The 21765-nt window shown below is 69.9% G+C and carries 17 protein-coding genes; 12 read left to right on the top strand and 5 right to left on the bottom strand.

Features of this window, described 5'->3' with window-relative positions:
* Window positions 1–113 precede the first annotated feature (113 nt).
* Window positions 114–1133, top strand: coding sequence for an AurF N-oxygenase family protein (locus CKW28_RS19235; protein WP_003925816.1), 1020 nt, complete (start codon window positions 114–116; stop codon window positions 1131–1133).
* 36 nt (window positions 1134–1169) lie between these two features.
* Entirely contained in the window at window positions 1170–2885 is a 1716-nt protein-coding gene (locus CKW28_RS19230; protein WP_040547033.1) for an FAD-dependent oxidoreductase, read from the top strand.
* Here CKW28_RS19230 and CKW28_RS19225 read toward each other — a convergent pair.
* Both CKW28_RS19225 and CKW28_RS19220 read right to left on the bottom strand, forming a co-directional pair.
* Window positions 2869–3324, bottom strand: coding sequence for a VOC family protein (locus CKW28_RS19225; protein WP_003925814.1), 456 nt, complete (start codon window positions 3322–3324; stop codon window positions 2869–2871). The genes CKW28_RS19230 and CKW28_RS19225 overlap by 17 nt on opposite strands.
* Window positions 3325–3516: 192 nt before the next feature.
* Window positions 3517–4638, bottom strand: a complete 1122-nt coding sequence (locus CKW28_RS19220) for a citrate synthase 2 (protein WP_040547030.1) — start codon at window positions 4636–4638, stop codon at window positions 3517–3519.
* Window positions 4639–4766: 128 nt separating this feature from the next.
* Between CKW28_RS19220 and pdxH the strand changes: the two genes are divergently transcribed.
* The 4 genes from pdxH to CKW28_RS19200 all read left to right on the top strand — a co-directional run bounded on the left by pdxH (window position 4767) and on the right by CKW28_RS19200 (window position 9039).
* Complete coding sequence (gene pdxH, locus CKW28_RS19215; protein WP_040547522.1) at window positions 4767–5408, top strand: pyridoxamine 5'-phosphate oxidase; 642 nt, start codon at window positions 4767–4769, stop codon at window positions 5406–5408.
* Between the two features lie 73 nt (window positions 5409–5481).
* Window positions 5482–6129 (top strand): TetR/AcrR family transcriptional regulator, encoded by a 648-nt coding sequence (locus tag CKW28_RS19210; protein ID WP_234784958.1) that lies wholly within the window; start codon window positions 5482–5484, stop codon window positions 6127–6129.
* 167 nt (window positions 6130–6296) lie between these two features.
* Window positions 6297–7604 (top strand): citrate synthase, encoded by a 1308-nt coding sequence (locus CKW28_RS19205; protein ID WP_003925810.1) that lies wholly within the window; start codon window positions 6297–6299, stop codon window positions 7602–7604.
* Between the two features lie 46 nt (window positions 7605–7650).
* The gene (locus CKW28_RS19200) at window positions 7651–9039 is read left to right on the top strand and encodes an MFS transporter (protein WP_050812034.1); all 1389 of its coding nucleotides are present in this window, start codon (window positions 7651–7653) and stop codon (window positions 9037–9039) included.
* On the opposite strand, the gene CKW28_RS19195 is transcribed toward CKW28_RS19200, so the two are convergent.
* Window positions 9036–10577 (bottom strand): phytoene desaturase family protein, encoded by a 1542-nt coding sequence (locus CKW28_RS19195; protein WP_110844455.1) that lies wholly within the window; start codon window positions 10575–10577, stop codon window positions 9036–9038. The genes CKW28_RS19200 and CKW28_RS19195 overlap by 4 nt on opposite strands.
* Before the next feature lie 82 nt (window positions 10578–10659).
* Here CKW28_RS19195 and CKW28_RS19190 point away from each other — a divergent pair, with 82 nt between their 5' ends.
* Entirely contained in the window at window positions 10660–11034 is a 375-nt protein-coding gene (locus CKW28_RS19190; protein ID WP_040547516.1) for an FKBP-type peptidyl-prolyl cis-trans isomerase, read from the top strand.
* Window positions 11035–11061: 27 nt separating this feature from the next.
* Here CKW28_RS19190 and CKW28_RS19185 read toward each other — a convergent pair whose 3' ends face one another.
* Window positions 11062–12402 carry a HAMP domain-containing sensor histidine kinase gene (locus CKW28_RS19185; RefSeq protein WP_003925806.1) on the bottom strand — a complete coding sequence of 447 codons (1341 nt, stop codon included), beginning with the start codon at window positions 12400–12402 and terminating at the stop codon, window positions 11062–11064.
* A gap of 9 nt (window positions 12403–12411) precedes the next feature.
* Entirely contained in the window at window positions 12412–13110 is a 699-nt protein-coding gene (gene prrA, locus CKW28_RS19180) for a two-component system response regulator PrrA (protein WP_040547026.1), read from the bottom strand.
* Between the two features lie 84 nt (window positions 13111–13194).
* Here prrA and CKW28_RS19175 point away from each other — a divergent pair, with 84 nt between their 5' ends.
* From CKW28_RS19175 to CKW28_RS19155, 5 genes are all read left to right on the top strand, one after another.
* Window positions 13195–15075: an ABC transporter ATP-binding protein gene (locus tag CKW28_RS19175; protein ID WP_003925804.1), complete on the top strand. Its 1881-nt coding sequence runs from the start codon at window positions 13195–13197 to the stop codon at window positions 15073–15075.
* 46 nt (window positions 15076–15121) lie between these two features.
* On the top strand, window positions 15122–17089 hold the full coding sequence (locus tag CKW28_RS19170; RefSeq protein ID WP_003925803.1) for an ABC transporter ATP-binding protein: 1968 nt from the start codon (window positions 15122–15124) through the stop codon (window positions 17087–17089).
* The gene (locus CKW28_RS19165; protein ID WP_003925802.1) at window positions 17086–18930 is read left to right on the top strand and encodes an ABC transporter ATP-binding protein; all 1845 of its coding nucleotides are present in this window, start codon (window positions 17086–17088) and stop codon (window positions 18928–18930) included. The genes CKW28_RS19170 and CKW28_RS19165 overlap by 4 nt, the downstream gene beginning before the upstream one ends.
* Window positions 18931–19036: 106 nt before the next feature.
* The gene (locus tag CKW28_RS19160; RefSeq protein ID WP_003925800.1) at window positions 19037–19753 is read left to right on the top strand and encodes an ATP-binding cassette domain-containing protein; all 717 of its coding nucleotides are present in this window, start codon (window positions 19037–19039) and stop codon (window positions 19751–19753) included.
* Between the two features lie 2 nt (window positions 19754–19755).
* A complete protein-coding gene (locus CKW28_RS19155) occupies window positions 19756–21762 on the top strand; it encodes a YhgE/Pip domain-containing protein (protein WP_040547024.1) in 2007 nt (668 codons plus the stop codon).
* Window positions 21763–21765 lie beyond the last annotated feature (3 nt).

The following is a 21765-nucleotide window of genomic DNA, read 5'->3' as shown; positions in this document are numbered from 1 at the left end:
GCCGCCGAAGTGCGGTTTTGGCGGGCCGGGAATCCGGGTATGGAATTTATGCGATACCTGCGGTACCGTTCGACATTAAGCCGCTAGATGTAAACCTCACAAGGAGGCTCCCCATGGCTCGCACTCGGATGGTGAGGCGCTGGCGCCGCAGCATGGAGGTCACCGACGACGCGCAGTACGTCGACATGCTGAACACGCTGTCGGAAGGGTCAGTGCGTCGGAACTTCAACCCCTACATCGACATCGACTGGGATGCTCCCGAGTTCGCCGTCACACCCGACGACGAGCGCTGGATCCTGCCCGCGACCGACCCGTTGGGCCGCCATCCGTGGTACCAGGCGCAGCCGGTGAAGAAGCAGATCGAGATCGGGATGTGGCGGCAGGCCAACGTCGCCAAGGTGGGCCTGCAGTTCGAGCTCATCCTGATCCGTGGTCTGACGAACTACGCGTTCTGGGTGCCCAACGGCTCCCCGGAGTACCGGTACTGCCTGCACGAGACGATCGAAGAGTGCAACCACACCCTGATGTTCCAGGAGATGGTGAACCGGATCGGTGCGGACGTGCCCGGTATGCCGCGGGTGCTGCGCTGGCTGGCGCCGTTCATCCCGCAGGTGGCCGGTCCGCTGCCGGTGCCGTTCTTCTTCGGGGTGCTCGCCGGTGAGGAGCCCATCGACCACACCCAGAAGAACGTGCTGCGCGAGGGCAAGGAACTGCATCCGATCATGGAACGGGTGATGGCGATCCACGTCGCCGAGGAGGCCCGGCACATCTCGTTCGCGCACGAGTTCCTGCGCAAGCGGCTGCCGCGGCTGAACCGGCGGCAGCGGTTCTGGCTGTCGCTGAACGTGCCGCTGATCATGCGGATCCTGTGCCAGGCGATCCTCGTGCCGCCGCGCAGCTTCTTCAAGGAGTTCGACATCCCGCGCGAGGTCCGCAGGGAACTGTTCTTCCGGGCGCCGGAGTCGAGGCAGATGCTGCGCGACATGTTCGCCGACGTCCGCGCGCTGTGTTACGACACCGGCCTGATGAACCCGGTCGCCAGGCTCATCTGGCGGCTGTGCAAGATCGACGGCCCGCCCAGCCGCTACCGCAGCGAACCGCAGCGCCGCCATGTCGTGGCGGCCGCCGCGTAACGCAGCCGAGTACGGCCGAACGACCGGAGTCCTTCCGTGCCCCATGTGATCACGCAGTCGTGCTGCAGCGACGCGTCCTGTGTGTACGCGTGCCCGGTGAACTGCATCCATCCGACCCCGGACGAACCGGGCTTCGCCACCACCGAGATGCTCTACATCGATCCGGTGGCGTGCGTGGACTGCGGCGCCTGCGTCACCGCCTGCCCGGTGGGGGCGATCGCGCCCGACCACCGGCTCGACGCGACCCAGCGGCCGTTCATCGAGCTCAACGCGGCCTTCTATCCACCGCGCGATCCCGATGAGAAGCTGCCGCCCACCTCGAAGCTGGCCCCGGTGATCCCGGCGCCACGCATCGAACGGCGCGGCGGGCCGCTGCGGGTCGCGATCGTCGGATCGGGGCCGGCCGCGATGTACGCCGCCGACGAACTGCTCACCCAGGACGACGTCCTGGTCAACGTGTTCGAGCGGCTGCCCACCCCGTACGGGCTGGTGCGGGCCGGGGTGGCGCCGGACCATCAGAAGACCAAGGGCGTCACCGACCTGTTCGACAAGATCGCGCAGCAGCCCGGCTTCGAGTTCTACCTCAACGTCGAGGTCGGCACCCATCTCAGCCACGCCGAGCTGCTCGCGCACCATCACGCCGTGCTGTACGCCGTCGGGGCGCCCAACGACCGCCGGCTCGACATCGACGGGATGGGTCTGCCGGGCACCGGCACCGCCACCGAGGTGGTGGCCTGGTACAACGGGCATCCCGACTTCGCCGACCTGCCGGTGGATCTCAGCGGCGACCGGGTGGTCATCGTCGGCAACGGCAACGTCGCGCTGGACGTGGCGCGGATCCTGACCGCCGATCCGGATGAGCTGGCCCGCACCGACATCGCCGATCACGCGCTGGCCGCGTTGCGGTCGTCCCGGGTGCGCGAGGTGGTGATCGCCGCCCGGCGCGGTCCGGCCGATTCGGCTTTCACGTTGCCCGAGCTCATCGGTCTCACCGCGACCGCGGACGTGGTGCTCGACGCCCGCGACCACGAACTGGTCGACCGGGATCTGGCCCGCACCACCGATTCGCTGACCCGCAACAAGCTCGAGATCCTGGCCAAGCTGCCGGACGCCGCGGCGCCGATCACCCGGCCCCGCATCCGGTTCGCCTATCAGCTGACCCCGCGGGCCATCCTGCGTGCCGGTGCCCCGGCCGCCGACAGGGCCGCCGGTATCGAGTTCGTCCGCACCGGCACCGACGAGGTGTGCCGCCTCGACGCCGGGCTGGTGCTGACCTCGATCGGGTACCGCGGCCGGCCGATCCGCGATCTGCCGTTCGACGACACCGCCGCGGTGGTGCCCAACGACGGCGGTCGGGTGGTCGATCCGGCGACCGGCCGGCCGGTCCCGGGCAGCTACGTCGCCGGCTGGATCAAACGCGGCCCGACCGGCTTCATCGGCACCAACAAGTCGTGTGCCGCCGAGACCGTGCACAAGCTGGTCGACGATTACAACGCCGGCCTGCTCACCGAACCGATTCACCGGCCGTCCGCGCTGGACAAGCTGGTGCGCAGCCGCCGGCCCGATCTGGTGACGGCTGCGGGCTGGCGGGCCATCGATGCCGCCGAGATCGATCGCGGTGGGCAGGAGCGGCCCCGGGTCAAGTTCACCGGCACCGACCAGATGCTGGCGGTGGCGCGAACCGCCCCGGCACCGCCCCTGCGTCAGCGGTTGCTGGCCGCGCTGCGACAGCCGCTCACCGGTGTTGTCTGACGGCGGCGGCGATCTCCTCGGCGCTCACCTCCCGCACCGGCTGACCCATCGACCACATGTGGCCGAACGGATCGCGTAGCACACCGTAACGGTCGCCCCAGAACGCGTCCTCGAGGTTCATGACGACCGTCGCACCGGCGTCCACCGCCCGCTGGAATCTGGCGTCGATGTCGGTGACCACCAGATGGATGGTGACCGGGGAGCCGCCCAGCGCCTCCGGGGTCATGGATCTGCCGCCGGTCATCTCCGGATAGTCGTCCTGCAACATGACCGTGGCGCCGTTGATGCGCACCGCCGCGTGGTAGAGCTTCTTGCCGTCCGGCCCCGGCACCCGGCCGAGTTCCTCGGCGCCGAACGCGCGGACGTAGAAGTCGATGGCGGCGGCGGCGTCGCTCACCGTGAGATGCGGCATCACCTCGGGTTGGAATTCGATGGCCATGGCGTGTCGTGTCCCTCTCCGTCGGAGTTTCGGGGATGTGCAGTCACGCAGGTAGACCCGCCCGTGGGGCGAATCTCATCGCGCACCATCAGTCTTTCACCGCGGGCCGACACCAGATCGCATCTCTGCGCCGCGCGGGGTGTGAGTCCGCGCCTGCCCGCCGCGCACACCGGGCGCCCGAGGGCCCGGCCGTCACGGCCTGGCGATCGTCTCCCAGCCTTCGACCGATTCCACGCTGCGCGGACCGGGCCCGACATAGACCGCCGACGGGCGGACCAGCTTGCCGAGCCGCTTCTGTTCCAGGATGTGCGCACACCATCCGGCGGTACGGCCGCAGGTGAACATCGCCGGCATCATCCGGGGCGGCACCTCGGCGAAGTCGAGGATCACCGCCGCCCAGAACTCGACGTTGGTCTCGATCGCCCGGTCCGGGCGGCGTTCCCGCAGCTCGGTCAGCGCGGCCTGCTCCAGCGCGGCCGCGACGTCGTAGCGCGGCGCGCCCAGCCGTTTCGCGGTCTCGCGCAGCACCCGGGCGCGCGGATCCTCGGCCCGGTACACCCGATGCCCGAAACCCATCAGCTTCTCGCCGCGGTCGAGGATGCCGGTGACGACCTTGCGCGCATCGCCGGTCTTCTCCACCTCCTCGATCATCGGCAGCACCCGGGCGGGCGCCCCGCCGTGCAGCGGGCCGCTCATCGCGCCGATCGCGCCGGACAGCGCCGCCGCCACGTCGGCGCCGGTGGAGGCGATCACCCGGGCGGTGAAGGTGGAGGCGTTCATGCCGTGTTCGGCGGCCGACACCCAGTACGCGTCGATCGCCTCGACGTGGCGGGGGTCGGGTTCCCCTTTCCAGCGGGTCATGAAGCGTTCGGTGACCGTCGAGCATTCGTCGATCAGCCGCTGCGGCACCGCCGGCTGATAGATGCCGCGCGCCGACTGCGCGACATAGGACAGTGCCATCACCGAGGCCCGGGCCAATTGCTCGCGGGCGGTCTCGTCGTCGATGTCCAGCATCGGCTGATAGCCCCAGATCGGCGCCAGCATCGCCAGCCCGGCCTGCACGTCGACCCGGACGTCACCGCTGTGGATCGGCAGCGGGAACGGCTCCGCCGGCGCCAGGCTCTCCCCGAACCTGCCGTCGACCAGAAGTGCCCACACGTCGGCGAAGGTGACCCGCCGAGCGACCAGGTCCTCGATGTCGACACCGCGGTAACGAAGCGCGCCGCCGTCCTTGTCCGGCTCGGCGATCTCGGTGGTGAAGGCGACGACGCCCTCGAGCCCGGGGACGAAGTCCTCGGGGACCAAAGGGGACATTCGAGTCATGTGGGCATTCTCGCACCCGGACTCGGCGCTCGATGCAGCGGTCGGCCCTCCGCCCGGCGTAGCGTTGGCGCGTGGCCCGGCAGGAGCACAGCGAACCGGACAACGAGCACTTGGCCATGATGCGGGCGGAGTACGGATCGGTGGAAAAAGACGGTAGCGCAGACCTCGACGTGGACTGGTTGGGCCCCGACCCGGCAACCGGGTGGGTGACTTTGCTCCGACGGTGGCTGGCCGACGCCGAGCGGGCGGGGGTGGCCGAACCGAACGCGATGGTGCTCGGCACCGTGGACGCGCGCGGGTGGCCGGCCACCCGGTCGGTGCTGTGCAAGAACATCGACACCGACGGGTTGACGTTCTTCACCAATTACGGGTCCGCCAAGGCCGCCGATCTGGCCGCCACCCCGCGCGCCTCGGTGACCTTCCCGTGGTACGCGCTGGGCCGTCAGGTGCACATCCGGGGGCCGGTGACCAAGGTGTCTCCCGAGGTCACCGGGGACTACTGGGTGAAACGGCCGCGCGGGTCGCAGCTCGGCGCCTGGGCCTCGCAGCAGTCCCGGCCCATCGAGTCGCGGGCCGCGCTGCTGGCGCGGCTGGCGGAGGTCACCGAGCGGTTCGACGGCGTCGACGTGCCGGTGCCGCCGGACTGGGGCGGGTACCGGATCACCGCCGAGACGGTGGAGTTCTGGCAGGGGCGGGAGAACCGGCTGCACAACCGGATCGTGGTCGGCGCCGACGGCACCGTCCGACGGTTGCAGCCGTAGCCCCCGCCCCGCCCCGGAGCAATCCCGATCGGTGGATGGCGACGTTTGCAAAGATCTCCGTTAATATCGCGCCGTGGCCGAAGCAGCTGTGAGCGGTGTCCCCGGCCTACGCGAACGCAAGAAGCAACGTACCCGCGCCATGCTCACCGATGCCGCAGTCGAGCTCTTCCTGCGCCACGGGTACGAGAACACCACGGTCGATCAGATCGCCGCGGTGGCCGACGTGTCGCCCCGGACGTTCAGCCGGTACTTCGCCACCAAGGACGCGGTGATCGTGACCCTGCTCGACGAGAACCTCGATCAGGGCGCCCGCGCGCTGCGGGAACAGCCGGCCGACATGAACCACTACGACGCGCTGTTCTGCGCCTACCGGCTGTTCTACGCGCGCACCAAGGACGCCGGGCCCGACGACCTCACCAGCGACCGGGTGGTGGCGATGACCCGCATCATCATGTGCTCGCCGACGCTGCGGCAGGCCGTCGGCGAGTTCCGCCCCCACGCGGTCAACGTCGCGCTGGCCGAGCGGATGGCCGTCGACCTCGAGGACTCGCGGCTGCGGCTGGTGTCGTCGGTGTGGGACGCGATCATGTGGGCGTCGCAGCAGGATCTCGGGCCGCACACCGACTGGGACACCGTCACCGTGGACAACCTGATCGAGCGGATGGAGCACACCTACCGGCAGTTCGTCGCGCAGGCGTCGGCGATCGGCCGGCCGGTGTAGCCGACGGTGTCGCGGCAGACCCGATCCGGTGAAGTCCGGACGGTGTACCCCATCAGGGGTTGCGGAGACGCCCGTAACCAGCCCCGGACGGGCGTCACCTTTCGATTGCGACTACCTTTTGTAGGGCACACTCCTGTCACTCTCCCAACGTCGATGAAGGGAAACCCGTGGCCGAAAACGCGAGCAGTGGTGATAAGCACGCCACCCTCATCTATCCCGGTGGTCAGATTGATCTGGAGATCGTCCGCGCCACCGAAGGGGCCGACGGCATCGCGTTGGGGTCGATGCTGGCCGAGACCGGCTACACCACGTTCGACAGCGGTTTCGTGAACACCGCGTCGACGAAGAGTTCGATCACCTACATCGACGGTGAGGCGGGCATCCTGCGGTACCGCGGATACCCGATCGAGCAGCTCGCCGAGAAGTCGACCTTCATCGAGGTGTGCTTCCTGCTGATCTACGGTGAGCTGCCCAACACCGATCAGCTCGCCGAGTTCACCACCCGGATCCAGCGGCACACCCTGCTGCACGAGGACCTGAAGCGGTTCTTCGACGGCTTCCCGCGTGAGGCGCATCCGATGCCGGTGCTGTCCAGCGCGGTCAACGCGCTGAGCGCCTACTACCCGGATTCGCTGGACCCGAACGACACCCGTCAGGTCGAGTTGTCGACCATCCGGCTGTTGGCGAAGCTGCCGACGATCGCGGCGTACGCCTACAAGAAGTCCGAGGGGCAGCCGTTCTTGTACCCGGACAACTCGCTGACGTTGGTGGAGAACTTCCTGCGGATGACGTTCGGCTTCCCGGCCGAGCCCTATCAGGTCGACCCGGAGGTGGTCCGGGCGCTCGACATGCTGCTGATCCTGCACGCCGACCACGAGCAGAACTGCTCGACGTCGACCGTGCGGCTGGTCGGCTCGTCGCAGGCCAACCTGTTCACGTCGATCTCCGGCGGGATCAACGCGCTGTGGGGGCCGCTGCACGGCGGCGCCAACCAGGCGGTGCTGGAGATGCTGGAGAAGATCCGCGTCGAGGGCGGCGATGTGCGTGACTTCGTCCGCAGGGTGAAGAACCGCGAGGACAACGTCAGGCTGATGGGCTTCGGCCACCGGGTCTACAAGAACTACGACCCGCGGGCCCGCATCGTCAAGGAGCAGGCCGACAAGATCCTCGGCAAACTCGGCGGTGACGACGAACTGCTCAACATCGCCAAGGAGCTGGAGGAGACCGCGCTCACCGACGAGTTCTTCATCGAGCGCAAGCTGTACCCGAACGTCGACTTCTACACCGGCCTGATCTACCGGGCGATGGGCTTCCCGACCCGGATGTTCACCGTGCTGTTCGCGCTCGGCCGGCTCCCGGGCTGGATCGCGCACTGGCGGGAGATGCACAACGAGGGCAACAACAAGATCGGCCGGCCCCGGCAGATCTACACCGGCTACGGCGAGCGCGACTACACCCCGCTGTCCGAGCGGTAATCCGCGCGGCGCGGTGCTCGGCACGCGGCGCAAGGTCATCATCCTGATGACCTGTTGCCTGAGCCTGCTGATCGTGTCGCTGGACGCCACGATCGTCAACGTGGCGTTGCCGGCCATCCGGGCCGACCTGGGCGCGACCCCGTCGCAGCTGCAATGGGTCATCGACATCTACACCGTGGTGTTGGCCGCGCTGCTGCTGTTGGCCGGCGCGGCGGCCGACCGGTTCGGCCGTCGGCGCACCTTCCAGGTGGGGCTGTCGGTGTTCGCGCTGGCGTCGCTGTTGTGCAGCCTGGCTCCCAACACCGAGACGTTGATCGCCGCCCGCTTCCTGCAGGCCGTCGGCGGGTCGATGCTCAACCCGGTGGCGATGTCGATCATCACCCAGGTGTTCACCGGCCGGGTGGAACGGGCCCGCGCGATCGGGGTGTGGGGCGGAGTGGTCGGCATCTCGATGGCACTCGGCCCGATGCTCGGCGGCCTGCTGATCGACCTGGTGGACTGGCGGGCGGTGTTCTGGATCAACCTGCCGGTGTGCGCCCTGGCGATCGCGCTGACGGCGATCTTCGTGCCGGAGTACCGCGCCACCGTGCGCCGCCGGCTCGACCTGATCGGCCAGCTGCTCGGGGCGGCGTTTCTGTTCGGTGCGGTGTTCGTCCTCGTCGAGGGGCCGTCGCTGGGTTGGGACGATCCGCGCATCGTGGCGGTGGCGGTCGGCGCGGTGGTGGCGTTCGCGGCGTTCCTGTGGTTCGAGGCGCGGGATCCCGAACCATTCATCGATCTGCGGTTCTTCCGCAGCATCCCGTTCACGTCCGCGACCGTGGTCGCGGTGTGCGCGTTCTCCGCCTACGGCGCCTTCCTGTTCATGATGTCGCTGTATCTGCAGGAGGGCCGGGGGTTCTCGGCGCTGCACACCGGGATGATCTTCCTGCCCATCGCGATCGGCGGGGTGATCTTCTCGCCGTTGTCGGGCCGGTTGGTGGGCCGATTCGGCAACCGGCCGTCGCTGCTGATCGCCGGCGCCACGATGACGATCGGCACGGTGGGACTGTTCGGGCTGACCGACCGCACACCGGTGTGGCTGGTGTTGGTGGTGTTCGCGGTGTTCGGGATCGGCTTCTCGATGGTCAACGCGCCGATCACCACGGCGGCGGTCAGCGGGATGCCGCTGCATCAGGCCGGGGCGGCGTCGGCGGTGGCGTCCACCAGTCGGCAGGTCGGGGTGGCCCTCGGGGTGGCGTTGTGCGGCACCCTGGCCGGGCCGGCGCTGGCCGGAACCGGGGCGGATTTCGCGGCCGCGGCGCGGCCGCTGTGGTTGGTGTGCGCAGCGTTGAGCATGGTGATCGTGGGTTTGGGCGTCTACTCGACCTCGGCGCGGGCGCAGCGGTCCGCCGACCGGCTGGCGCCGTTGGTGACCGGTACGGCGCCGACCGTCTAACGCTGGAGCACCGCCATCGCGGCGTTGTGCCCGCCGATTCCCGACACCCCGCCGCCCCGGCGGGACCCGGAGCCGCACAACAGGATTCGGTCATGCCCGGTCGCCACGCCCCAGCGCTGCGCCGGGGTGTCCAGCGGATCGTCGTCCTCGGCGAACGGCCACCGCAACGCGCCGTGGAAGATGTTGCCGGCCGTCATGTGCAACGAATGTTCGAGGTCGGCGGTGGTTTTCGTCTCGATGCACAGCCGGCCGGCCGCATCCTCGGCGATCACGTCCTGGATGGGTTCGGCGAGAACGGAGTTCAACGATGTCAACACCGCCGAGGTGAGCCGGTCGCGCACCCGGTCCGGGTCCGCGGCGGCCAGCCGGTGCGGGGTGTGCAGCCCGAACACCGTCATCGTGTGCGCTCCGGCGGCGCGCAGGCCGTCGCCGAGGATGGACGGGTCGGTCAGGGAGTGCGCGTAGACCTCGCACGGTAGCGGCGCGGGCACCTGTCCGGCGGCGGCTTCGTCGTAGGCCGCCTGGAGTCGGCCGAAACCTTCGTTGACGTGGAAGGTGCCGCCGAACGCCTGCTCGGCGGTGACGGTCTCGTCGCGCAGCCGGGGTAGCCGCCGCAGCATCAGGTTGACCTTCACCTGCGCGCCCGGCGTCACCTCCGGCGGCGCCGACCCGGTCAACCGCGCCAGCTCCGCCGGTGCCACGTTGGCCAGCACCACCTCACCGTGGGCCCACCGGTCGGCGCCGTCGCGGTGGTAGCGGACCTCCCCGTCCGGGGTGATCGCGGACACCTGCGCACCGGTGAGGATCTCGGCTCCGAATCCGGCGGCGGCCGCCGCCAGCGCCCCGCTGACCGCGCCCATCCCGCCGACCGGAACCGCCCAGTCGCCGCCGATCAGGTGGTACAGGAAGCACCGGTTCTGGATCAGCGAGGGATCGTCGAGGCGGGCGAACGTCCCGATCAGTGCGTCGGTGGCGATCACCCCGCGGACGAGGTCGCTGCGCACCGCCGCGGTGATCGCGGCGCCGATCGGTTCGTCGACCATCGCCCGCCAGACGGCGTCGAGGTCCGGGGCGCCGGCGGTGATCTGCCGGCGCAGGTCGCCGCGGCGGCGCAGGGGCTGCAGCATGGTCGGCCACAGTCGTTCGGTGAGCATCCGGGACCGTCGGTGGAAGTCGGCGAACCGGGCCTCGTCGTCGGCGGCGCCGACCGCGGCGAAGGTGGTCTCCGGCCCGATCAGCAGGCCGGTCCGCCCGCCGGTCTCCGGGTCGGGGGTGTAGGACGAGTAGCGGCGCCGAGCCAGCCGCACCCGGGCGCCGAGATCGTCGACGATGCGCCGCGGCAGCAGGCTGACCAGATACGAGTACCGCGACAACCGCGCGTCGACACCGTCGAAGGCGTGCGCCGACACCGCCGCGCCGCCCACATGGTCGAGCCGTTCGAGCACCAGCACGCGGCGCCCCGCCCGGGCCAGGTAGGCCGCCGCGACCAGCCCGTTGTGCCCGCCGCCGACGATGACGGCGTCATGTGTGGACGTCAGCGGAGTCGACCCCGGGCGCGGAAGTCTCGGTTGTTGGCCACCGATCCAGTGTGCCCGACCGTCGGTGAGTACTGTGGTCGCGGTGACCCGGAATTCAGCCCAGAAGCCCGAGATCGACTTTCCCGACGGGCCCGCACCCACCGAGCTGGTGATCGAGGACCTGATCGTGGGGGACGGCCCGGAAGCCGTGGCCGGCGGCACCGTCGAGGTGCACTATGTCGGCGTCGAGTACGACACCGGCGAGGAGTTCGACAGCTCGTGGAACCGGGGCGAATCGATCGCGTTTCCGCTGCGCGGGCTGATCGCCGGCTGGCAGGAGGGCATCCCCGGCATGCGGGTGGGCGGCCGGCGCAAGCTGACCATCCCGCCGGAGCTGGCCTACGGCCCCGCCGGGGGTGGGCATCGCCTGTCCGGTAAGACGCTGATCTTCGTCATCGACCTGCTCGCCACCCGCTGACCCGCTGCTCGAACGTGAGCGCGGGTGTCAGCGCGGGCCGGGCAGGCGGAGCACCAGGCGCGCCCCGCCCAGCGGACTGGCCTCCAGCGACGCGGTGCCGCCGTGGATCTCGGCCTGCTGGGCGACCAGCGCCAGCCCGAGCCCGGACCCGGAGTGCGACGCGGTCGATCCGCGGGTGAACCGGTCGAACACCCGCTCGCGTTCCTCCTCGGGCACACCGGTGCCGTTGTCGTCGATCGCGATCTCCACCCCTTCGCGGGAACTGACCGCCGACAACTGCACCCGGGTGGCCCCGCCGTGTTTGACGGCGTTGGCGATCGCGTTGTCCACCGCCAGCCGCAGTCCGGCCGGCAGGCCCACGATGATCACCGTCGGCGCCGGCACCAGCGACACCTCGAGGTCGGGGTAGATGCGCATCGCCTCGTGCGCGGCCCGGTCCAGCAGCTCGGTGATGTCGACCGGCACATGGTCGTCGGAGGTCGACAGCTCACCCTGGGCCAGCCGTTCCAGCGCGCTGAGCGTCGCCTCGATCCGCGACTGGGTGCGGATGACGTCGGCGAGCACCTCCTTGCGCTGCTCCTCGGGCATGTCCAGGGTGGACAGCACCTCGAGGTTGGTGCGCATCGCGGTCAGCGGGGTCCGCAGTTCATGGGCGGCGGCCGACGCGAAATCGCGCGCCGACGCCAGCGCCGCCTTGGTGCGGTCCTGTTCCTTCCAGATGCGCTGCAGCATGCCCTTGACGGCGTCGGCGATCTCGACGGCCTCGGTGGCGCCGCGGATCTCCACGTCGGGCACCTCGTCGCCGGCGTCGATGGAGCGGGCCTGGGCGGCCAGCTGTTTGAACGGCCGCACCGCGAACGCGGCCAGCAGCCATCCGGCGATGGTGGCGGCGCCGATCGCCAGGGTGCAGATCAGGATCACCCGGCGGTGCAGGTTGGCGGTATCGGCGATGGTGTCGTCGTAGGTCGCGCCGACGGCCAGCGTGGTACGGATCGGATACGGCGTCTGCACGGTGCGCACCCGGTAGCGCACGCCGTCGATGTAGGTGTCGGCGTAGTCGGCGTCGAGCTCGGGCAGCACCACCTCGGAGTTCGACCGGACCTCGTCGCCGCGCCGGACGGTGATCACCACGTCCTGGTCGTTGGGCGACGGCGGGATCTGCTCCAGACCGCGCGGCACGAACGGCAGCGCGAACCCGGCGGCCTCGTCGAGCCGGCGGTCCAGCCGTTCCTTGCGGTCGTTGGTGATGCCCACCCACACCACCACGCCGACGATGCCGACGACGATGGCCGCCGCGATCGCCGTGGCGAACGCGACGCGGGTCCGCAGTGACGGGGTGCGGCGGAACAGCCTGGTGACGAGGTTCATCTGAGCCCGCTACTGGGTCCGCAGGACGAAGCCGACGCCGCGCACGGTGTGCAGCAGCCGCGGCGCGCCGGTCGCCTCCAGCTTGCGGCGCAGGTAGCCGATGAACACGTCGACGACGTTGGTGTCGGCGGCGAAGTCGTAACCCCACACCAGCTCCAGCAGCTGGGCCCGCGACAGCACCGCCGTCTTGTGCTCGGCCAGCACCGCGAGCAGGTCGAACTCGCGTTTGGTCAGGTCGACGTCCTGGCCGTTGACCCGGGCCCGCCGGCCGGGGATGTCCACCTCCAGCGGGCCGACCACGATGGTCTCCGAGGATGAGGTCGCCGACGATCCGCGGCGGCGCAGCAGCGCCTTGACGCGGGCCACCAGCTCGGCGAGCACGAACGGTTTGACCAGGTAGTCGTCGGCGCCGGCCTCCAGCCCGGCGACCCGGTCGTCCACCGAGCTGCGCGCCGACAGCACGCAGACCGGCACGTCGTTGTCCATCGCCCGCAACGCGGTGACCACGCTGACGCCGTCGAGCACCGGCATGTTGATGTCGAGCACGATCGCGTCCGGGCGGGTCTCGGTGGCGCTGCGCAGCGCTTCGGCGCCGTCGACCGCGGTGGACACCTCGAACCCGGACAGTCTCAGCCCGCGCTCCAACGAAGCGAGCACGTCGGGGTCGTCGTCGACCACGAGGACCCGGGGCGAATTTCCACTGTCCATGACAGCAATCTTGCCTGATGTGGCGCCGGGATCGCGGCAAGGATCGTTGACCTCATGTTTGGTTGAGGTTCTACGGTGAACCTCATGAATATCGAGGCGGCCGCGCGACGCACGCTCTACCGGCAGACCCAGGCGCCCGACGGGGATCTGCGGTCCCTGGCCGATCGGGCGCTGCTGCGGCGCATCTGGCGGTTCTCGGCGCGGCATCACCGCAGGCTGGCGCTGTTCGTCGGGCTCAGCGTGATCATCGCGCTGCTCGGTGTGGCCACCCCGGTGCTGGCCGGCAAGGTGGTCGACGTGATCGTCGGCGGCGGTCCGGCTGTGACCGTCATCACACTGGCCGGGGTCATCGCACTGGTCGCCGTGGCGGAGGCGGCCGTGTCGCTGGTGAACCGGTGGCTGTCGGCCAACATCGGCGAGGGTCTGATCCTGGACCTGCGCACCGCGGTGTTCGACCACGTGCAGCGGATGCCGGTGGCGTTCTTCACCCGTACCCGCACCGGCGCGCTGGTCAGCCGGCTGGGCCATGACGTGATGGGCGCGCAGCGGGCGTTCTCCGACACGCTGTCCGGGGTGGTGTCCAACGTCGTCACGTTGTCGTTGACGCTGGCGGTGATGGTCGGCATCTCCTGGCAGATCACGGTGGTGTCGCTGTTGCTGGTGCCGTTGTTCATCGTCCCGGCGCGGCGCATCGGCGCCCGGATGGCGGATCTGTCGCGGGCGGCGGCGCTGTACAACGCGACGATGAACACCCAGATGACCGAGCGGTTCTCGGCCCCGGGCGCCACCCTGGTCAAGCTGTTCGGCGATCCGGCGACCGAGTCGGCCGAGTTCGCCCGTCACGCCGACCGGGTGCGGGAGATCGGGGTGCGCCGCGCGATGCTGCAGTCGACGTTCATGAACTCGTTGACGCTGATGTCGGCGCTGGCGTTGGCGCTGGTGTACGGGCTGGGCGGGGTGCTGGCCATCGGCGGGCAGTTGCAGGCCGGCGCGATCGTGTCGCTGGCGTTGTTGCTGACCCGGCTGTACGCGCCGTTGACGGCCCTGGCCAACGCCCGGGTCGAGATCATCAGTGCGCTGGTCAGTTTCGAGCGGGTGTTCGAGGTGCTCGACCTTGAGCCGCTGATCCGGCAGCGTCCGGGCGCCACCGTGGTGCCCGACGGCCCGGTGTCGGTGGAGTTCGACGATGTGCGGTTCGCCTACCCGTCGGCGGACAAGGTGTCGCTGGCCTCGCTGGAGGAGGTCGCCGTGTTGGACGACCGCGGCGGGGAGCCGGTGCTGCACGGTATTTCGTTCACCGCGCAGCCCGGTCAGCTGGTGGCGCTGGTCGGCTCGTCGGGTGCCGGGAAGTCGACGATCGCCTCACTGGTGGCGCGGCTGTACGACGTCGACACCGGTGCGGTGCGGCTCGGTGGTGTCGATGTGCGCGACCTGACGTTCGCGTCGCTGCGGGACACGGTCGGCATGGTGACGCAGGACGGGCACCTGTTCCACGAGTCGATCCGGTCGAATCTGTTGTTGGCCGATCCGACCGCCACCGAGGAACAGCTCTGGGAGGCGCTGCGCCGGGCTCGGCTGGCCGATCTGGTCGCCGAGATGCCCGACGGGCTGGACACCGTCGTCGGGGAGCGCGGTTACCGGTTGTCCGGCGGGCAGCGGCAGCGGCTGACCATCGCCCGGCTGCTGCTCGGCCGGGCCCGGGTGGTGGTGCTCGACGAGGCGACCGCCTCGCTGGACTCGGAGTCCGAGGCGGCGGTGCAGCAGGCGCTGGCCGAGGCGTTGGCCGGCCGCACCTCGATCGTGATCGCGCACCGGCTGTCGACGGTGCGGGCCGCCGATCTGATCCTGGTGGTCGAGGACGGCCGCATCGTCGAACGCGGCACCCACGATCAGTTGCTGGCCCGCCGGGGCCGCTACGCCGAGTTGTACGAGACCCAGTTCGGCGCCGGGCAGGCGGCGGCATGACCGGCGGCACGACGGGTTGCGGTCGGGGCGGCGAGGGCATACGTCGGTGGTGACCGGTCGTCTGCACGAGGCCGCGAAGATCGCGCCCCCGCCGGAGCGGTCGTGGGTGGGCGCGGATCTGTGGCGGCTGCTGCCGTATCTGATGCCCTACCGGGCGCGGTGGACCGCGATGATCACCGTCGCGGTCGTGAGTCTGAGCGCCACCGTGGCGATTCCGCTGATGACGAAGGCCGTCATCGACGGTCCGGTGCGCCAGCAGGATCAGCAGGGGCTGTGGATCCTGGGCAGCGCCGCGATGGCGGTCGGCATCTCCGAGGCGGTGTTGATGTTCATCCGCCGCTGGTTGGTGGCGCGGGCCACGATGGGGGTGGAGGCCGACATCCGCAAGGACCTCTACGCCCGGCTGCAGATCCTGCCGATGTCCTTCCACGGCCGGTGGCAGTCCGGTCAGCTGGTGTCGCGGGTGATGAACGACCTGTCCACCATCCGCCGCCTGCTGTCGTTCGGCCTGGTGTTCCTGGTGCTCAACGGTCTGCAGATCGCCGTGGTCACCTCGATTCTGCTGGCGATGTACTGGCCGCTCGGGGTGGTGGCGCTGCTGTCGATCGTGCCGATCACCATGACCGTGCTGCACTTTCAGCGGCTCTACACCCGGTTGTCGCGGCAGGCGCAGGACGAGACCGGCCATGTGGCAACACATGTCGAGGAGGCCGCGCTCGGGGTGCGGGTGGTCAAGTCGTTCGGCCGGGAGCGCTACAGCTACGACCGGTTCGACGAGCAGGCCACCAGGTTGTTCCGGACCCAGGTGGGCCGGGTGGAGGTGTCCGCGCGGTTCTGGACGCTGCTGGAGATCATCCCGAACCTGACGCTGATCGTGGTGCTGGGTTTCGGCGCCTACGCGGCCGGCACCGGTCTGGTGACGATGGGCACCCTGGTCGCGTTCATCACGATGATGCTGTCGCTGGTGTGGCCGATCGCCTCGCTGGGCTTTCTGCTGTCGATGACCCAGGAGTCGATGACCGCGGCCAACCGCATCGCCGAGATCTTCGATGCGCCCATCGAGATCACCGACGGCCCGATCACCACACCGCCGCGGCGGGGCCGGCTCGAGTTGCGGGATGTCGGCTTCAAGTTCCCGGATAGCGGCGGTGTGGGCGCGTCCGGCGGCCAGGACACCTGGGTCCTGCGGCATGTCACGGTCACCGTCGAACCGGGGGAGACGCTGGCGCTGGTCGGGCCGACCGGGTCGGGCAAGTCGGTGCTGGTGTCGCTGTTGTCCCGGCTCTACGACGTCACCGAGGGGCAGATCCGCATCGACGGCATCGACATCCGGGAGCTGTCGCTGGATGCGCTGCGCCGCACGGTGGCCACCGCGTTCGAGGATCCGACGCTGTTCTCGGTGTCGGTGGAGGAGAACCTCAGACTCGGCCGTCCGCCGGCCAATCCGGCCAGTGACGCCGAACTCGCCGAGGCGATCGAGATCGCCGCCGCCGAGTTCGTCCACGACCTGCCGTACGGGTTGCACACCCGCATCGGGGAGCAGGGCATGAGCCTGTCCGGCGGCCAGCGGCAACGGTTGTCGCTGGCGCGGGCGGTGCTGGCCGCGCCGACGATCCTGGTGCTCGACGACACGCTCAGCGCGCTGGACGTGCACACCGAGGCGGTCGTCACCGAGGCGTTGCGGCGGGTGCTGCGCGATGTCACCGGGATCGTGGTCGCCAACCGGGCCTCGACGGTGCTGCTGGCCGACCGGGTGGCGCTGCTGGAGCGGGTCGGGCCCGACGGTGCCACCATCACCCACGTCGGCACCCACGCCGAGCTGTTGGCCGATGTGCCGCAGTACCGCTATCTCCTGGCCGCCGACCCGGACCTCGACGACGGCGCCGAGCCGACGCCGGAATGGGAGTTCGAACAGCAGCGCGACCGGCTCAGCCACCTGCAGCAGGAGCAGGCGGCCACCGACACCGAGACGGTGCCGCCGGAGCGCCGCCGGTTGGAGCGGGAGTCCCGATGACGGTCACGGATCGCCGCAGCCCTGCGGACTGGCGCGGCCGGCTCGACGAGACCCCCGACGACGAGCTGCCGATCGACGAGTCGGTGCCCCGCCGGCGCGAGGCCCGCGCGCTGCTCGGCTCGCTGCTGCGGCCCTACCCCGCCGCACTGGTGCTGCTGGCGGTCGTCGTGGTGGTGGAAAACCTTGCCCGGCTGAGTGTTCCGCTGCTGGTGCAACGCGGCATCGACCACTGCATCCCGCCGATCGTGGCGGGCGGATCCAGCCGTGAACTGCTGCTCATCGTCGCCGCGCTGATCGGTGTCGTCACCGTGCAGGCCGCCAGCAGGATGTACTTCCTGCGCCGGTCCGGCCGGATCGGTCAGGAGGTGCTGCTGGAGTTGCGCCGCCGGTTGTTCCGGCATTTCCAACGGCTGGACGTCGCCTTCCACGAGCGCTACACCTCCGGGCGGGTGGTGAGCCGCTCCACCAACGACGTCGAGGCCATCCAGGACATGCTGGAGACCGGTTTCGACAGCCTCATCACCGCCGTGCTCACGTTGGGCGGCACCGCGATCCTGCTCGTCACCCTCGATGTGCGGCTGGGCCTGATGTGTCTGGGCGCGTTCCCGGTGCTGATCGCGCTGGTGTGGTGGTTCCGGGAGGAATCGGCGAAGACCTACCGCAAGGTGCGGGAGAGCGCCGCGCTGGTGATCGTGCAGTTCGTCGAGACCATGACCGGGATCAAGGCGGTTCAAGCCTACCGGCGGGAACCGCGCAATCAGGAGATCTTCGAGCAGGTCGCCGACGACTACCGCGAGATCAACGAGAAGACCCTGCGGCTGCTGGCGATCTTCATGCCGGGGGTCCGGCTGGTCGGCAACATCACCACCGGTGTGGTGCTGCTCTACGGCGGCTACCTGGTGCTCAACGATCAGATGACGATCGGCACGCTGACGGCGTTCCTGCTGTATCTGCGGATGTTCTTCGAGCCGATGCAGGAGATCTCGCAGTTCTTCAACACCTTTCAGTCCGCGGCGTCAGCGCTGGAGAAACTGGCCGGGGTGCTCGCCGAGGAGCCGGCGATCAAGGATCCGCAGCATCCGGTGTCGCCGGCCCGTCCGGTGCGCGGCGAGATCGCGTTCCACGGCGTGCAGTTCGCCTATGTGCCGGGCCGGCCGGTGATCCCGGAGCTGACCCTGACGGTGCCGGCCGGGCAGACCGTCGCCCTGGTCGGCACCACCGGGGCGGGCAAGACCACCATCGCCACGCTGATCGCCCGGTTCTACGACCCGACCGCGGGGTCGGTGACCCTCGACGGCATCGACCTGCGTGACATCGCGCAGAGCGAGTTGCGCCGGCATGTGGTGATGGTGACCCAGGAGAACTTCATGTTCGACGGGACCGTCGCCGACAACATCCGGTTCGGCCGGCCGGAGGCCACCGATGCCGAGATCGCCGCGGCCGCCGAGGCGGTCGGCGCGGACCGGTTCATCGCGGCGCTGCCCGACGGCTACCACACCGACGTCGCCAAACGCGGCAGCCGACTGTCGGCGGGGCAGCGTCAACTGATCGCGTTCGCGCGGGCGTTTTTGGCCGATCCCGCGGTGCTGATCCTCGATGAGGCGACGTCGGCGCTGGACATCCCGAGTGAGCGGATGGTGCAGCGGGCGTTGCGGACGGTGCTGGCCGACCGCACCGCGCTGGTGATCGCGCACCGGCTGTCCACGGTGGAGATCGCCGACCGGGTGCTGGTGCTCGAGCGCGGTCGGGTCGTGGAGGACGGCCCGCCCGGGGAACTGATCCGCCGCGGCGAGGGCCGGTATGCGGCGCTGCATCACGCCTGGCTCGAATCGCTGGGATGAGCGGTGATCGAACACGATCCCGCGGCTGAACCGCCGATCACGTCGGGCGGGGATCCGGTGTGCGGGGATCCGGTGTGCGGGGATCCGGTGTGCTGAGATATTGCCCATGCCCGACCAACCCGAACCCGAGCAGGCGCCGGAACCGGCTCTCACCGCGCGGGGAATCTGCATGCGCGGCCCGTGGGGGCCGGTGTACGGCCCGATCGACCTCGACATCGAGGCCGGCGGGGTGACGGTGTTGCACTGCCCTCCGGGTTCGGGGCGCACCGCGCTGCTGATGACGCTGGCCGGCCGGATGCGGCCGATGTCCGGCGAGCTGACGGTGTTCGGCCGGACCCGCGCCCCCGACATCTTCCGGGTGGCCGGTCTGGCCGGTTTCGACGAGGTCGACCCGATTCCGCAGTCGGTGACGGTCCGCGATCTGGTCACCGAACAGGTGCGCTGGGACGCACCCTGGTACCGGTTGATCCCGCGCGCCGGTGAAGCCGAGCTGGCGGCGGTGTGCGGGCCGGTCTTCGGTGAGCTGCCGTTGCCTCCGCTGGGCGAATACGTCGGGGAGCTCTCCGAACTGGACCGGATGCTGCTGCGGATCGCGTTGGCCAACACCCGCCGTCCGGCGCTGCTGGTGGCGGGCAACCTCGACGATGTGGCCGCCGATCACAGCCGGGATCAGCTGGTGCGACGCCTGATAGCGCTGGGGGAGCGGCAGACCGTGATCACCGCCACCGTCAACGAGGTCGTCGGCCACGACGTCCGCGCCCGGATTCCCGTCCCCAACACCAGCCGCGCCGAACTCGCGCATCGACAGAAGGGCGACCAGTAACCGTGCTTGCCGGAGTGTCCCTGGGCACCGACATCAAGAAGTACTCGCGGGGGGCGTTGCCGCGCATCGCACTGGTGACGATCATCCTGATGCCGCTGCTGTACGGGGCGATGTACCTGTGGGCGTTCTGGAATCCGTTCGACGAGATCGACAAGGTTCCGGTGGCCCTGGTCAACGAGGACCGCGGCGCCGAGGTACAGGGCCGCCGGATCGACGCCGGCGACGAGGTGGCCCGCGCCCTGCTGGATTCGGGTCAGCTGCAACTGCACGAGGTGCCGGCGGCCGAGGCGGCCGCCGGCGTGGCCGCCGGCCGGTTCTACTTCTCGATCACCCTGCCGGAGGACTTCAGCGCCGGAATCGCCTCCCCGGCGGGCGGGAATCCCCGGCCGGCGCAACTGCGGTTCACCTTCAACGAGGCCAACAACTACCTCGCGTCGATCATCGGCCAGAACGCCGCCCGCGAGGTGCTCAACGTCGTCAACGCCCGGGTCGGACAGCAGAGCGTGGAGACGGTGCTCACCGGCCTGACCGACGCCGGCGAGGGATTGACGCAGGCCGCCGACGGCGCGGATCGACTCCACACCGGGCTGGTCGCCGCCGACGACGGGGCGCATGACCTGTCGGTGGGCGCCGACGCGCTGGCGGCCGGCCTGGTGACCGCCCGGGACGGTGCCGCGCAACTGGCAGCCGGCACCGGCCAACTGGCGGCCGCGGTGGACACCGCCATCGATCCGCTGCTGCACACCCTGGACCGGGTGGGAGCGCTGGGACTCGACCCCGACGAGGTCGGGGCGGTCGCCACCCGGCTCAGCGGTGCGGTGCGGTCCACCACCGAACGCATCGCGGCCCTGCACATCGATCAGCACCACGCCGCGGCGGTCCTCGACCAGGCGGTGACGTTCCTGCGCACCAACCCCGACCCGGCGGCGCACCATCTCGGTGAGGCGCTGGCCGGAGTACAGCGCATGCTGCGGGCCCAGGGCATCGACCCCGCCACCGATGAGGGTCTGATCCGGTTGCGGGACAGCGCCGCTCAACTGGAATCCGAGCTGGCCGACCCGAACAGCAGGCTGCGCACGTTTCTCACCGCTGCGCTGGACGGGGGACTGCGCGGTGAGGTCGTCAGACTGCGCGACGGGGTGAACCGACTCGACACCGGCGCCAGACAGCTCAGCGCCGGGCTGGTCCGGCTGGCCGACGGCGGTCAACAGCTGGCCACCGGCGCCGGCCGGCTCGCCGACGGCACCGGACAGCTGCGGGCGGGCAGCCGAGAGCTGGCCGACGCACTGCGGGACGGGTCCACCCAGGTGCCGTCGTGGACCCCGGAGCAGCGCAGCGACGTCGCCGCGGCCATGGCGGCACCGGTCGAGCTGGACCTGGTGACGCACAATCCGGCGGCCACCTTCGGCACCGGGTTCGCGCCGTTCTTCCTGCCGCTGGCACTGTTCATCGGTGCGTTGATCGTGTGGATGTTGTTGACCCCGTTGCAATCCCGGCCGATCGTGAACGGGCTGGGTGCGCTGCGGGTGGTGCTCGCCTCGTTCTGGCCCGGGCTGCTGATCGTGGTGGCCCAGGTCGTGGTGATGTACGCGGTGGTGCATTTCGGCGTCGGTCTGAAGGCCGAACACCCGTTGGCCACCGTCGCCTTCCTGATCCTGATCGGCGCGACCTTCCTGGCGCTTATCCAGGCGTTCAACGCCGTCTTCGGGGTCGCCGTGGGCCGGGTGGTCACCCTGGCGTTCCTGATGTTGCAGCTGGTATCGGCGGGCGGCATCTATCCGGTCGAGACCACCGCCAAGCCGTTCCAGATCATCCACCCGTTCGACCCGATGACCTACGCGGTCAACGGGTTACGCCAGCTGATCGTCGGCGGCGTCGACCAGCGGCTGTGGATCGCGATCGCGGTGCTGGCCGGGCTGCTGGCGGCGTCGACGGCGGCCAGCGCGTGGGCGGCGCGGCGCAACCGTCAGTACACGATGCAACGGCTGCACCCGCCCATCGAGGTGTGAGCG

Origin of the sequence: Mycolicibacterium thermoresistibile (assembly GCF_900187065.1) — a bacterium.
Taxonomy (GTDB): domain Bacteria; phylum Actinomycetota; class Actinomycetes; order Mycobacteriales; family Mycobacteriaceae; genus Mycobacterium; species Mycobacterium thermoresistibile.
The sequence above is the reverse complement of the archived record's forward strand: the minus strand, read 5'-3'. Positions and strand labels throughout refer to the sequence as shown.

Coding starts and splice junctions, on each gene's coding strand:
- CKW28_RS19235 (WP_003925816.1), top strand. CDS start 114: ATGGCTCGCACTCGGATGGTGAGGCGCTGGCGCCGCAGCATGGAGGTC.
- CKW28_RS19225 (WP_003925814.1), bottom strand. CDS start 3,324: ATGGCCATCGAATTCCAACCCGAGGTGATGCCGCATCTCACGGTGAGC.
- CKW28_RS19220 (WP_040547030.1), bottom strand. CDS start 4,638: ATGTCCCCTTTGGTCCCCGAGGACTTCGTCCCCGGGCTCGAGGGCGTC.
- pdxH (WP_040547522.1), top strand. CDS start 4,767: ATGCGGGCGGAGTACGGATCGGTGGAAAAAGACGGTAGCGCAGACCTC.
- CKW28_RS19200 (WP_050812034.1), top strand. CDS start 7,651: ATGACCTGTTGCCTGAGCCTGCTGATCGTGTCGCTGGACGCCACGATC.
- CKW28_RS19185 (WP_003925806.1), bottom strand. CDS start 12,402: ATGAACCTCGTCACCAGGCTGTTCCGCCGCACCCCGTCACTGCGGACC.
- prrA (WP_040547026.1), bottom strand. CDS start 13,110: ATGGACAGTGGAAATTCGCCCCGGGTCCTCGTGGTCGACGACGACCCC.
- CKW28_RS19175 (WP_003925804.1), top strand. CDS start 13,195: ATGAATATCGAGGCGGCCGCGCGACGCACGCTCTACCGGCAGACCCAG.
- CKW28_RS19165 (WP_003925802.1), top strand. CDS start 17,086: ATGACGGTCACGGATCGCCGCAGCCCTGCGGACTGGCGCGGCCGGCTC.
- CKW28_RS19160 (WP_003925800.1), top strand. CDS start 19,037: ATGCCCGACCAACCCGAACCCGAGCAGGCGCCGGAACCGGCTCTCACC.